Genomic DNA, 11661 nt, shown 5'->3' with positions numbered 1-11661 from the left:
GTTGCTTTATAGAAGCTTAGGTGAGTCTGATTAAAAAAGACTAATCAACTGGGCCAAGTTCGACCGGCCCAAGTTATTCCGTCGGTACGGCGCCATTTCTTCCGGCCAGCACAACGCTGATCGTATAGGCCGCTTCGGGGCTCAGACCGGCCATGATGCCAGCTGCTGCCTCGGGACGCATGCGCGCCAGAAATCCGGCCGCAAAAGTCGGATCCATCTCTTCAAACAGTGCCGCAGATTCTTTCGGCTTCATCTGTTCGTAGACGGTGGTCAGCCGGGCCACATCCGCCTCGGTCGCACCATCGGCCAGGGCCAGAGTGGATTTCAGCTTCTCCTCGGCATCCTGAAGCGCTGCGAGTTTGGTGTCGATCGCCTGGTCCGCGATCTCCAGCGCCTTCATACGGTCCTCGATTTCAGCCTCGCGGGCTGCAAGAGCCGCTTCGCGTTCCTTGAACGCAGCCAGCATCGCCTGCAGCTCTGCCGAAGACGGCATCGATTCGCTGCGCATCTCGCCTTTATCTGCGTGATCTTCGTTGCCTTCCTTTTGAAGGCTGGCAACTTCACGAGCAATCGCCGGACCTGCGTCGAGACCGAGGCGAAGAATCGCTGACCCCATCAGCAGCAATGCAATCATCATCAGGGTGCCGCTTTTTGCGCGAGCGCCCTTCTTTGATTTCTTTTTCTTCTCGCTCATCACGCCACCCGATTCTGACCACGAGCGTGACGGACAAACATCAGGCCGGAGGAGCTGGACGTATCCTCGGCCGGTTTTTCCGGCTCACCCTGCGATCCGTAGGCTTCCGCCAGAGCATCGTGCTCTTCGGTACCCTGGGCTGTGGGCTGCGGCGCTTCGGGCACTGCGGCTTCGGGCATGTCATGCATCGAGGCCATCATCAGCTCCAGCCGCTGGGCAACCGTCTCTGCGCGTCCGGTGAGCTGTTCCAACGCCTTGCTGGAGCCATCCGACACCTTCTGGGCCGATACGAGAGATTTGTTCAGGTCATCCACCTGCGCCGAAAGAACCGCGACGGCACCGCCGACGCCCTTTTCCAGATCGTTGAACCGTTTCAACCGGCGCGACAGCACCAGACAATAGAAACCAGCTCCAAGAGCTCCGGCTGCAAGCAGGATATCAGCAATAAGGTCCATCCTGTCCTCCTAGTTTAGTACGAAATCCATGATCAGCAGATCCCTCACGCGACCCTGTCCGGTCGCGATATTGATCCGCCGCAGCATCTGTGCGCGCAGTTTTGGCAGGGCCATCGGATCGGAAAGATCCTTAACCTCCAAAGCGCGTAGATAGCTGTTCAGAACATCGACAACTCGTGGGAGGACTTTTTCGACCTCGGCCTGATGGGCCAGATCGACCTCTAGTTGTGCACGGAACCGCAAATGCCGAATGCCGCTGGGACTTTGCAGCGATATTACAATCGGTTCCATTTCGATGAAGGCGAGATTGGCAATATCCTCTGCCGTCTCACCACTATCCACGCCTTCTGGCGCCTCTTCGGTCATATGCGCCGATTCGGGCGCTGCTTTGTGACCAAAAGGAAGAAGGCCTGACTGAACGGCGAAGAATCCGCCGCCCGCACCAGCTACCGCAAGCACAACCCCAATAATCAGGGGCATTTTGCTTTTTTTGGCTGGTTCTTCTGTATCTACTACAGCGTCTGTCATGGCTATCCCTAAAACGTCGTGCTCCTCTTCATAACCCGTGAGGAACTAACCGAATGTTAAGGCCGTTCGTTCAAAAAGGTTGCACGCCGGACAGAACGCCGGTGCGACGGAGGTTAATGTGCAGCAGATCAAGAATGTCTGGGCAGGTTTGGATACGCGGAAGCGCCTGATCGCAATTGGCGCGACTTTGGCCGTGATTCTCAGCATCCTGGCGATGTCCAATTTGGCAACCAAGCCAACAATGCAATTGTTATACGCCGGGCTGGAAAGCGGCACGGCCGGAGATGTGGTGAGCTCGCTTGAGCAGCGCAACATCCAATATGAAGTCCGCGGCGGCTCTATTTATGTGCCCTCGGACAAACGCGACGAGCTTCGGATGACCCTGGCAAGCGAGGGGCTTCCGGCAAATGGCGGGCGCGGTTACGAACTCCTCGATTCGCTCAGCGGGTTCGGAACAACTTCGCAGATGTTCGATGCCGCCTACTGGCGTGCAAAAGAAGGCGAGTTGGCCCGGACCATCGTCGGCAGCCCGCATATCACCCAAGCGCGAGTCCATATTGCCAATACTGGAACGAATCCTTTCCAGCGGACCGCAGATGCCACCGCATCGGTATCCGTGGTGCCGATGGGGTCGCCCATTACACCGGCGCAGGCCAACGCGATTCGCTTTCTGGTTGCCTCGGCCGTCACCGGCCTTGCGGTGGAAAACGTCGCCGTCATCGATGCCAATGGTGCCCTGATCGGATCCACCGAGGCTGCAGCAGCAGCGGGTGCAGGCTCCGATGACAGGTCGCAATCCATCCGCGATCGGGTCATGCGCCTTGTTGAGGCCCGAGTCGGCCATGGCAACGCAGTGGTTGAAGTCAGTGTCGAGACCGTAACCGACACCGAATCCATCCGCGAAAAGCGGGTCGACCCGGAAAGCCGTGTTGCGATCAGCACGGATGTGGAAGAACGCGCCGACTCGTCTCAGAACCAGGCCGGAGAGGTGACCGTCGCCTCGAATATTCCCGATGGGGATGCTGCATCAGGCCAGGGTTCCAAGGCGAACACCAGCGCAACGCGGGAACGGGTAAACTACGAAATCTCTGAAACCGAAAAAGAGATCGTGCGCGGCCCCGGTGCCATCAAGCGTCTCACCGTCGCGGTGCTGGTCAACGGTGGCATGGCGACCAACGAAGCCGGTGAAACCGTCTTCGAACCGCGCCCCGAAGAAGAACTGCAAGCCCTGCGCGAGCTGATTTCGGCCGCTGTCGGATTTAACGCGGACCGCGGTGATGTGATTACCCTGAAGTCGATGGATCTTCCCTCTGTCGAGCCGCAGGGCACGGTGGCAACCAGCTCCTTCATGGACAATCTGTATTTCGACGCCATGTCGCTGATCCAGATGGGGGCCCTGGCACTGGTTACCCTAATCCTTGGCCTCTTCGTTGTCCGCCCGATTCTGTCCAACAAAGGATCCTCTGTCGCCGCGCTGAGCGCACCTACCGGCGGTGCATTGCCTGATCTGCCCGCCTTGGGCGGAGGTGGCGACTTCATGTCGAACCCGGACATGGGTGCGAATCTCGCCCTGGACGGAGAAATCCAAGACAACATGGGCGGCGATTTTGCTCCACTTGGCGATATGCCCGGCATGGGTAGCGGCCTGGACGACCTGGGCGGACTGCCCGCACTGGGTGGTGGCGGCGAAAACCCCGTCGACAGGCTACGCTCCATGATCGGTGAACGTCAGGAAGAAACCGTCCAGATTCTGCGCGGCTGGCTGGAAGAGAACGAGGAACGAGTCTGATGAGTATCACGCACCTTCTGGAAGACTTCGGCGGCGGTTCAGCCGTCGAAGCCCCCGACCCCGGGCTTTCCGAGGAGGCCGTCGAAGAACAAAGGCTGGTGTCCTTTGAAAAGGGATACAGCGCTGGCTGGGAAGACGCCATCAGCGCAAAGGATCAGGAAACAACGCGGATTTCGGCCACGCTGGCCAGTTCGCTTGAAGACCTGAACTTTACCTACCACGAGGCCCAGGCCCAGCTCATCGAATCGCTGGACCCGATGTTCAAGGTACTGACCAGTTCGGTCCTGCCGGATGCGATGTCAGCCACCTTTGGCCACCACATCGTTGATCAACTGACCGATATGGCCCGGTTCCAGACCGATCAGGCGATGCAGATCGTGGTGTCGCCGAGCGAAAGCCATGCGGTCCGTGCCCTTGTTGCAGAAAACATCTCGGTTCCGGTGAAAGTTCAGGAAGACGATACCCTGGCCGAAGGTCAGGCCTATCTGCGTGTCGGCGCCTCCGAACGCGAACTAAACAGCTCCGCGCTGCTCGAATCTATTCATGGTTCGATCGACGCCTTTACCTATCATGTCAGAGAGGACAGCCAGTATGGATAATGCAGCCGAACTCAATATGAAAGCCACCGATGCAAGCAACCCCTTCGTATCGGTTCCAGTGGAAGTGGTTGTTTCGGTCGGCAAGGCCCGGCCACTGATCCGCGATCTGGTCAACCTTGGCGAAAACGCGATCCTGACTCTGGACAAACGGGTCGAGGATCCGGTTGACCTTTATGTCGGGGATCGTCTGGTCGCCCGCGGTCAGCTGGAAGAAATGGAAGGCGATCAGGCTGGCCAGCTTGCCGTGCGCCTGACCGAAATTGCCGATCTGCAAAACGGGCTGGGATGACACACAAACCTATCGCCTATGCGGCGCTGGCGCTTTTTCTGGCGCTGGCCCTGCCGCAGGCCGCCGTTGCTCAAGAATTGAGCCTGTCATTGGCGGATGGACAGTCGATTTCGGCGCGGTCCATCCAGCTGATTCTGCTGATCACCGTGCTGAGCCTCGCGCCCGGCCTTTTGATCATGGTTACCTGCTTTCCGTTCCTCGTAACGGTGCTGTCGATCCTGCGCCAGGGCATGGGTCTGCAGCAGGCGCCGCCAAACATGCTGATGATTAGCCTGGCGTTGTTCCTGACCTATTTCGTGATGGAGCCGGTATTCAACGAAGCTTGGGTGAACGGGATCAGCCCGTTGATCGAAGAACAGGTGGACGTCGAAACCGGCATTACCCGGGGGCTGGAACCCTTCAGAGCCTTCATGGCAAACCGGCTGGATCCAGACACCTTTTATGCCATCGCAGATCTGCGCCCAGCCACCCAAGGGATCGATCCAACAGCCGATGCGCCGCTGTCTGTTCTGGTCTCCAGCTTTCTTCTGTCGGAAATCGCGCGGGCATTTCAGATTGGCTTTCTGGTCTTTCTCCCCTTCCTGGTTATCGACCTGGTGGTCGCCGCTATCCTGATGTCCATGGGTATGATGATGGTGCCACCGGCAGTGGTCTCACTGCCGTTCAAACTGGCGTTCTTCGTCGTCGCCGACGGCTGGAGCCTGATCGCAACCGCCCTGGTACGCAGTTACTATCCATCCTAGCCAGACTGGCAGACAATCAAGACAGATCTCAGCCCTCCGAACAGCGATTCGGGGGGCCTTTTATGTTATGTTCCGTGACGCGCTCAGTTTGTTTTTGGAGAAGATCCTCGAATCCTCGATTCCTTTGAAACTGCTCCGTGTCTGCTTGCGAAACGATGCGCATTCCTCACCACGTGCATCAGCCACAAGCAACGAAGCAGGGTCTACAAAACATGTAGGTTTATTGTGCGGACGTTGCCGCCGTTGAAGTGACGCGGGCGGATGGCAGCTTTTGCTGCGGCTTGGCTACTGGTCCTGAAGCAGTAGATGCACGCTGCTTGGGCACGCCATATTGACCTTGGCCAAAACGTCCGATTAGAGAAACTGCCGTGCTCCCTAGATTTGGAATGTCCCGTTCAGGCCTGACACTCAGAATATTGATTGAGCATCGAGATTTTTTTATTCAGTTGCAACCTGACTTCGGGCGATTGGGATGATCAACGCTTCCGGGAGCTCTGAGTTCGCAGACCCGCGATAATAAGGTTTCGAAGTTTTCATTGGGAGAGATTGCGTATTCGATGAACGATTGGATAGCCAGGCTTTCTCTTTCTGCCATTTGTAAGGGCGTTTCTTCGAGACTGCTCCAGACCGTCCAGACAGCGATTAGACGGCTGTCTATGCGCATCGCAGCCGTGCAGAATCTTGTTCCCGAATTAGTGGCGGTGCCATCGCATTCAATCGAAGCGGTTTTTCGATGAATCTCCATCGCCCGAAGTTGGTCGCCGACGCGCTCTTTTCCGACGGTCCAGTGATTGTCAAATGCCGCCAGTGCCTCAGCATCACTGAGATAAAACCGGTTGCGCGGCAGGGCTTGAGTGAGAGGGGCCCAGGGATCGTCGCAAACTGACTTTGCCCAGTGCGTCGTCAGTTGACTACAAATATTACTGAATGATGGATTAAAATCATTCCACCCAAAAGCTCGCACACGGATTTCCAGCTTGTCGAGTTCCGGGGCGGTTTCGCGACGATCCGCTGCCTCTCGAAAGGCTTCCAGGCGAGCTTTGGACCGCTCGCGGTCCCCAGAGCGGTCCAAGCTAAAACTTTGCTTCGATGCTGTATAACCAGGGAGCGCTATATATGGAATTCGTATAGTACGCTCGCCAACTATTACGTGGGCGTCCGAAGCCAAGAACGCAATATACTCCGTTTGTTTCCGTTCATCATTGACGCGATTACTGATCGTCCAGGCCGTCCAGGCCGCTGCGGCTATAGCGAGCAAGAAAAATATGCGAACAACTCCCAAATCAAACTCCTGCCCACTCAGGCTGCCAACATGGTAACTGGGCGAATTCTTAGTCAACTGTTTCAAATTATCTTTGGAGAAGTTTTGCAGAAAACGTGCAGCGCTGAAACGCACCTCTTGATAAATACCCGACCTTCGAACGTCATGCAGCATCGGGCGATAAGGGCTCAAAGCCGAAAAACGCGCTTTGCATACTTGGCCAAAGAAAAGCCCAGACCGCGCAAGCGATCCGGGCTTTTGTAATGTGCTTTGGCTGGCTTCAGCGCACAACGAATTCCGCGTGCAAAGCTCCCGCCGCTTTCAGGCTTTTCAGGATATCGATCATGTCCCGTGGAGAGACACCCAGCGCATTGAGCCCTGCAACGACCTCGGACAGAGACGTGCTCTCCGGAACCTCGGCCAGTTGGATGCCCTCCTCCTCTTCGATGGCAGCACCAGTGCGCGGAACGACAACCGATTCGCCATTTCCGAACGGGTTGGGCTGTACCACAAGCGGTGCTTCTTCTATCCGGAGGGTCAGGTTACCTTGAGCCACGGCCACCCGCGAAATCCGCACGTCGCTGCCCATTACAATGGTGCCGGAAGCCTGATCAATGACAACACGCGCCTTGCGCTGCGGCTCGACAAGGATGTTTTCGATCCGGCCGACCGCATGGGCCGTGGATCGCGCCCGGGTGCGCTGAATATCTACCTCAACCGTGCCAGAGTCCCGCATCAGGGCAACGCTGCGGCCGAATTCAGCGTTAATGGCCCGTTCGATCCGGCCTGCGGTGGTGAAATCCGGTTCACGCAGCGCCAGACGCATCGACGAAAGAGAGGACAGATCGAAATCGATCTCCCGCTCAACCCGGCCACCTGCCGGGATCACACCAGCGGTCGGCACGCCCTGCGTCACACTGGCGGCCTCCCCCTCGGCGACGGTGCCACCGGCCAGGATGGTCCCCTGGGCCACGGCATAGATCTGACCATCGGCCGCATTGAGTGGCGTCATGATCAGGGTGCCGCCCATCAGGCTTTTGGAGTCGCCAATGGCCGAAACCGTCACATCGACGTTGCCGCCAACCCGCGCAAACGGTGGCAAAGTTGCCGTCACAAACACTGCGGCCACGTTCTTCGGACGGAATTGTTCGCCCGTCACGTTAACGCCCAGGCGCTCCAGAATGTTCGACATGATTTCTTCGGTGAAAGGCGAATTGCGCAGACCATCACCGGTGCCATCCAGCCCCACAACCAGGCCGTAACCAACCAGATCATTGCCGCGCACGCCATCAAACTCCACCAGATCCTTCAGCCGGATCGCGCTGGCCTGAGCCATCGCAGGCAGAAGCAGACAGGCGATGAGGAGACGTAGAAATTTCAACATTACATGTACCTCAGCAGCGACAGTTGGGAACTACGCGAGGTCACCGAGTAGAGGCTTTCCAGCTGCAGCTGAGCTTCTTCTAGGCGTGTATGCGTTTCATAGGGGTCCGCGTTGATCAGGTTGTTTTTGGCGATGCTCAGGCTGGTTTCGGTCGCGGTGTTGCGTGTACTCACGCGCTCCAACTGCCCTTCGATAAAGCCGATGCTAGCCTGTTTATCGATGAGCTGTTCGGTGCTGTTGAGCAGTTCCGTCCCAGTCATCTTGGCAAGCTCAACCTTGGTGGTGTCGCTCAACCCCAGCGCGCTTTCGTTGACCAGAGCCGCGATGGCAAAGCTTTGCAGCGGGTGCTTCAAAGCAGGATCATCGGCGCGCAACGCAAGCGATACGGTTTCCCCATCGGCGACCTCGACCGGTGACAGATCCTTGGTGGAGCCCACATACATGGCATCGTCAAACCCCATCGGATCGGCGAACCAATCCTTTACCGCCTGCACGATGTCCGTTGCGCTTGTCAGCCCCGAAACCTCGGACACCAGTTCGGTCATCAGCGTACCTGCATCATTCAGCGGCGAGGTAGAGGTGGCGGTGCCGGCAAACAGGCTGCGGCCACCAGCCCAAGAATTCAGCTTGCTGATGGCATTATCCAGCTGGATCCGTCCTTCCGCACCGAAACGCTCTGCATCGTCAGGCTTGAGCGTTGGTGTCAGGCCCAGCAAATTGTCACGCATGGTCTGAGCCGAAGATTGAATCAGTTCCAGGCTGCCCTGCATGCCCGTTGCAAAAAGCTTTGCCTCGTTGGTGGCAATCACATGGCTTTCCAGGCGGGTCAGGTTGGTTTCGATATCGGAAAGATACGTGAAATCACCACCCAGCCTGGCGGTAATATCAGAGAGTTTCCCGCTGGCAAGCTCTTGCCCCAGCCTTTCGATATCCTGCTTCAGCTCGGCGTTGCGGTTACGCAAGAACATATGCTGCGCCATGTCGCCATAGGACTTAATAATCATTGATCAGATCCCCAGAATAGTTTCCAGCAGGCCATCCACGACGGACAACACCTTGGCATTTGCACCATAGGCTTTTTCATACAGCATCAGGTTCTGCAGCTCGGCATCGGTATCGACACCAAAGCTCGCCTCGGTCTGGGCCATTTCGGTATAGCTGGCTGCCGCAAAGGTCAGCGTGTTCGACGCGCTGTTGTCGTCGCGGGCAAACCGGGACAGCAAGACGGAACTCAGCGTCGAGGCATCGCCACTGACACTGCCAAGACCTGTCGAACTCAGAGAACGGTTTTCCTTCAGGGCCTCTGCGTAGCCATTGATCAGACTGCCGTCACCGGGATCACCCTGCGTGGCTGCGTAAAGCCCGTCCCGGAAACGCCAGGTTTCCGCCTGACCATCCATGGCAACCAGATCATTTAGCTCCAGTCGGCCGGAAATCCCAACCGTGTCGGCGCTATCGAAGAAGTTGCCACCATCAGTGAAGATACCCGCATCCGTGGCGCCGATCGTGGAATCGAGTGCCGGATCCTGGAACCGTTCGATCAGATCGCGGGCAAAGGCATCAAGATCGTCCTGCGCCTTCACGGCCAGCACGTCACGGACCTGGAACTGAGCAACCAGTGTTCCGCCTCGGATGGGGCCGTTTGCGCTTGTGCTGATCGGTTTGCCATTCACCTCAAGCCCTGACAACAGCCCGTTGTCCTGGGTCATATGAGGCAGCATGTCACTTTTGGGAGAGAAGCTGAGCTCAGAAGCTTTACCCTCCAAGAGCGCAGTGCCACCGGAGGAATAGAGCGCGATCCTGCCACCATCCCGGTTGATAACATTGACCGGGATGATCGCGTTGATTTCATCAACCAGCATGCTGCGTTGGTCAAGCAATGTCGTGGTGTCGGCGCCCGCAGCTTTGGCCACGACAACGCGGGCATTCAGCTTTTCAAGCTCCTTCAGGGTGGAATTCACCTTGTCGACCTGAATACCGATCGAGGTATCGGCCTGAACCCGCATATCGCGGAGCCCGTCAGCCGCGTCGGTGATCGAGCGGACCAGAAGGTCCGCCTTCACCGCCAGATCGTTCAAACGCGGCGTGGAGTCGGGCCGAGACAACGTCTCGACCAGACTGCCGTCGAAGTTGGCCATCTGCGATGCGATCGAAGATTCATCGTCAACGCTGCCGACAAGGCTACTCATCCGCGCGTAAAAAGTCGCGTTGACCTCAGCCACGGCATATTCAGCCTCAGAATCGCGGCGCGCAGAGACCACCCCCGGATCGACCATGCGCTGGACCGCACCGATTCTCACCCCCGGAGAGTAGGCATTCGCATTCAGATCCAGTGTCCGCCGCGTGTAACCCGGGGTCAGCGCGTTGGCGAGGTTCTCGGACACGATCTGTGAAGATCGCGACGCAGCATTCAATCCGCTCATCGCGGAGTTAATTGCACTTGTGATAGACATGATCAGCCTGCTCTTTCTAAGCCGGGGTCATTGCGCATCAGCGCCTTAACGCTTGATGTTGGTGGTTTCCTGAAGCATCTCGTCGACGGTCTGAATGACCTTCGCGTTCGAGGAATAGGCCCGCTGCGTCTGGATCATGTTGGTCAGCTCACCCGCCACATCGGTCGAAGATTCCTCACGCGTGAAGCCAGCAATTTCACCGGTGGGTCCATCGCCCGCATTCCACAGGAAGAACGCACCGCTATCTGCTGACGGGAGGAAGGTCTGATAGTCCATCGACACCATACCATTGGGGTTAGGCATATCGACCAGCGGGATCTTGTAGAGGATGCGGCTGGCGCCAGTGCTATAATTGGCCCGGACAAAGCCCGACGTGTCTACATCAACCCCCAGAAGGTTGCCCGCAGTCGCACCATCCTTGGTGATGGTCGCGGGTGCAAAGGTATCGGAAACTTGGGTGAAACCATCATTTTCGCCGATCAGGCCGATATTGATTTCGATCGGGCCGCCATCGACATCAACAATCACACTGCCGGTCGAGGAATCATAGGCACCGCCGGCCGAACCCAACGTGACCGAAGCCAGATTGCCACCATCAGTGCGGCTGTCGTCAAACTCTAGGGTATATTCACCGACAACCGCGCCACCGCTGGCAGTGTCGGTAATGGTCATCGTCCATGTGTTGGATTTACCGGTCGCGGGCACCGTCGGAGTGAACTCGATATCCAGATTTTCCGAGGATCCAAGGTTGTCGAAATACTCGATCGACAGGGATTCAACTCCTGAGGTTGCGCCAGCCTCCGTCGCTGTCGCAGGCAAGTTGGCACCAATCTGCATTGAGGTGGTCGGTTCGCCGACCAACTGGTTCTTATTCAGATATACCGGCTCCAGACCATCGCTCGAGTCGACAGCGCCGGCCAAGGTGTTCCCCGCGGCATCTGTCGGCCATCCAAGCAGTGCCAGCCCCGATTCCGTTGCGAGATAGCCATCGGAATTCATGCTGAAGGCCCCTGCAGTCGTCAGCCGCATCGTCGGTGCGCCATTGCCTGCTGCAATTTCCGAAAGGGTCGTCACAGGCAGGAAGCCGCTGCCACGCACTGCCAGGTCTGTCGGATTATCTGTCGTCACCAGGGGACCGCGCTGATCAACCAAACGCACATTGGTGGTCCGCACACCGCCCGCACTATAGGCACCGCCAGAGGACCCCGCCACGATCGAATGGAAATCCGTCTGGACGCGCTTGTAGCCAGCGGTAGAGGAGTTCGCGATGTTATCGGAGATGGAGGCCAGTCGGCTGGCATTCGCGCCGAGCCCGGATACACCCGCATATAGCGACGAAGAAATGGTCATAGCACGCCTTTCTGCTGCTTCAAATTCTTGATGCAATAGCTAGCGCACGAGCACTTAACGGGCGGCTAACAGATAAAATCCAATCTATCTGTCGCCGCCCGGTGGTGGTTAATTGT

Annotated in this window: 12 protein-coding genes; 4 read left to right on the top strand and 8 right to left on the bottom strand. The window is 57.4% G+C overall.

Annotated elements, in window-relative coordinates; all coding sequences use genetic code 11:
- Nucleotides 1-73: 73 nt before the first annotated feature.
- Genes SM764_RS04900 through SM764_RS04890 form a run of 3 tightly spaced genes read right to left on the bottom strand, consistent with a single transcriptional unit; the run spans nucleotide 74 to nucleotide 1677 of the window.
- Nucleotides 74-694: a MotE family protein gene (locus SM764_RS04900; RefSeq protein ID WP_065272127.1), complete on the bottom strand. Its 621-nt coding sequence runs from the start codon at nucleotides 692-694 to the stop codon at nucleotides 74-76.
- Nucleotides 694-1149: a hypothetical protein gene (locus tag SM764_RS04895; RefSeq protein WP_274829376.1), complete on the bottom strand. Its 456-nt coding sequence runs from the start codon at nucleotides 1147-1149 to the stop codon at nucleotides 694-696. Before SM764_RS04895 ends, SM764_RS04900 begins: the two co-directional genes overlap by 1 nt.
- Nucleotides 1150-1158: 9 nt before the next feature.
- Nucleotides 1159-1677: a flagellar basal body-associated FliL family protein gene (locus SM764_RS04890; protein ID WP_065272125.1), complete on the bottom strand. Its 519-nt coding sequence runs from the start codon at nucleotides 1675-1677 to the stop codon at nucleotides 1159-1161.
- Between the two features lie 118 nt (nucleotides 1678-1795).
- Here SM764_RS04890 and fliF point away from each other — a divergent pair, with 118 nt between their 5' ends.
- The 4 genes from fliF to fliP are packed head-to-tail and all read left to right on the top strand — an operon-like array spanning nucleotide 1796 to nucleotide 5097.
- A complete protein-coding gene (gene fliF / locus SM764_RS04885) occupies nucleotides 1796-3466 on the top strand; it encodes a flagellar basal-body MS-ring/collar protein FliF (protein WP_065273660.1) in 1671 nt (556 codons plus the stop codon).
- Nucleotides 3466-4065, top strand: a complete 600-nt coding sequence (locus tag SM764_RS04880; RefSeq protein ID WP_369001181.1) for an ABC transporter ATP-binding protein — start codon at nucleotides 3466-3468, stop codon at nucleotides 4063-4065. The genes fliF and SM764_RS04880 overlap by 1 nt, the downstream gene beginning before the upstream one ends.
- Nucleotides 4058-4354 carry a FliM/FliN family flagellar motor switch protein gene (locus SM764_RS04875; RefSeq protein ID WP_065272123.1) on the top strand — a complete coding sequence of 99 codons (297 nt, stop codon included), beginning with the start codon at nucleotides 4058-4060 and terminating at the stop codon, nucleotides 4352-4354. The genes SM764_RS04880 and SM764_RS04875 overlap by 8 nt, the downstream gene beginning before the upstream one ends.
- A complete protein-coding gene (gene fliP / locus SM764_RS04870) occupies nucleotides 4351-5097 on the top strand; it encodes a flagellar type III secretion system pore protein FliP (RefSeq protein ID WP_065272122.1) in 747 nt (248 codons plus the stop codon). The genes SM764_RS04875 and fliP overlap by 4 nt, the downstream gene beginning before the upstream one ends.
- Nucleotides 5098-5539: 442 nt before the next feature.
- Here fliP and SM764_RS04865 read toward each other — a convergent pair whose 3' ends face one another.
- The 5 genes from SM764_RS04865 to SM764_RS04845 form a co-directional block, all read right to left on the bottom strand.
- Nucleotides 5540-6532, bottom strand: a complete 993-nt coding sequence (locus SM764_RS04865; RefSeq protein WP_369001180.1) for a hypothetical protein — start codon at nucleotides 6530-6532, stop codon at nucleotides 5540-5542.
- Nucleotides 6533-6638: 106 nt separating this feature from the next.
- Nucleotides 6639-7742, bottom strand: coding sequence for a flagellar basal body P-ring protein FlgI (locus SM764_RS04860; RefSeq protein WP_065272121.1), 1104 nt, complete (start codon nucleotides 7740-7742; stop codon nucleotides 6639-6641).
- Complete coding sequence (locus SM764_RS04855; protein ID WP_065272120.1) at nucleotides 7742-8746, bottom strand: flagellin; 1005 nt, start codon at nucleotides 8744-8746, stop codon at nucleotides 7742-7744. The genes SM764_RS04860 and SM764_RS04855 overlap by 1 nt, the downstream gene beginning before the upstream one ends.
- 3 nt (nucleotides 8747-8749) lie before the next feature.
- The gene (gene flgK / locus SM764_RS04850; RefSeq protein WP_369001179.1) at nucleotides 8750-10195 is read right to left on the bottom strand and encodes a flagellar hook-associated protein FlgK; all 1446 of its coding nucleotides are present in this window, start codon (nucleotides 10193-10195) and stop codon (nucleotides 8750-8752) included.
- 45 nt (nucleotides 10196-10240) lie between these two features.
- The gene (locus tag SM764_RS04845) at nucleotides 10241-11545 is read right to left on the bottom strand and encodes a flagellar hook protein FlgE (RefSeq protein ID WP_369001178.1); all 1305 of its coding nucleotides are present in this window, start codon (nucleotides 11543-11545) and stop codon (nucleotides 10241-10243) included.
- Nucleotides 11546-11661: the final 116 nt, after the last annotated feature.

Origin of the sequence: Pseudophaeobacter sp. 1A16562, assembly GCF_041008785.1 — a bacterium.
In the GTDB taxonomy this organism is placed as follows: domain Bacteria; phylum Pseudomonadota; class Alphaproteobacteria; order Rhodobacterales; family Rhodobacteraceae; genus Phycobacter; species Phycobacter gallaeciensis_A.
The sequence above is the reverse complement of the archived record's forward strand: the minus strand, read 5'-3'. Positions and strand labels throughout refer to the sequence as shown.